Source organism: Curtobacterium sp. MCBA15_001, from assembly GCF_001864835.1.
Lineage (GTDB): Bacteria > Actinomycetota > Actinomycetes > Actinomycetales > Microbacteriaceae > Curtobacterium.
This window is the reverse complement of the sequence record NZ_MJGI01000024.1, coordinates 7,523-8,416: the sequence shown is the minus strand read 5'-3', so window position 1 is coordinate 8,416 and position 894 is coordinate 7,523. Positions and strand designations below refer to the sequence as shown.

General features: G+C 74.8%; 1 protein-coding gene. It reads left to right on the top strand.

The features are described 5' to 3' along the window. Positions 1-859, top strand: an 859-nt coding sequence (locus BIU90_RS11715) for an acetylxylan esterase (protein WP_071300423.1), incomplete at its 5' end; no start/stop codon positions are given. Between the last annotated feature and the right edge of the window lie 35 nt (positions 860-894).

Sequence of the window (894 nt, the reverse complement as noted above, 5' to 3'; positions counted from 1 at the left end):
CACGACGACCCCGGCCGACACGGTCGTGACCGGTCTGGTGATCGAGGACCTGACCTTCCCGGGCTTCGCCGCCGACCCGGTGCGCGCCTGGGTCACCCGGCCCGCCGGGGCGCAGCCCGACGAGCGACTCCCCGCCGTGGTCGAGTTCCTCGGCTACAACGGCGGTCGGAGCCGACCGGGTGAGCGCATCGGCTGGGCCCTCGCCGGGTTCGTGCACGTCGTGATGGACACCCGGGGCCAGGGCAGCGGGTGGGGCGGCGGTGACTCCCCCGACCCGCACGGCTCCGGGCCCCACATCGCGGGCTGGATGACGAGCGGCATCGACTCCCCGCACGACCACTACTACCGCCGCGTGTACACGGACGCGGTGCGCCTCGTCGACGCGGTCCGCACGCTGCCGGGCGTCGACCCGGAGCGCGTCGCCCTGACCGGCGGCAGCCAGGGCGGCGGCATCACGCTGGCCGCTGCTGCCCTGGTCGAGGCGCACGTCGGTCCCCTGGTCGCGGTGATGCCCGACGTCGCCTTCCTGTGCGACTGGGAGCACGGCGCGGACGTGGCGATGAGCGACCCGTACCAGGAGCTCGTCCGCTACCTCGCCGTGCACCGCGACGCCGCCGAGACCGTGTGGACCACGGCGTCCTACCTGGACGGGGTGAACTTCGCGAAGCGCATCACAGCGCCGGCCCTGTTCTCCGTCGCGCTGATGGACGAGGTGGTGCCGCCCCGGACGACCTTCGCCGCGTACAACGCGCTGGGGTCGGACGACCACGCGATCGAGGTCTACCCGTACAACGGCCACGAGGGCGGCGGCTTCCGCCACTGGGAGCGGCAGGTGGCGTTCCTGCGGGCACGCGCGTGACCGGGCGCCGCCGCCGCCGCCCCCCCCCCCCCCCC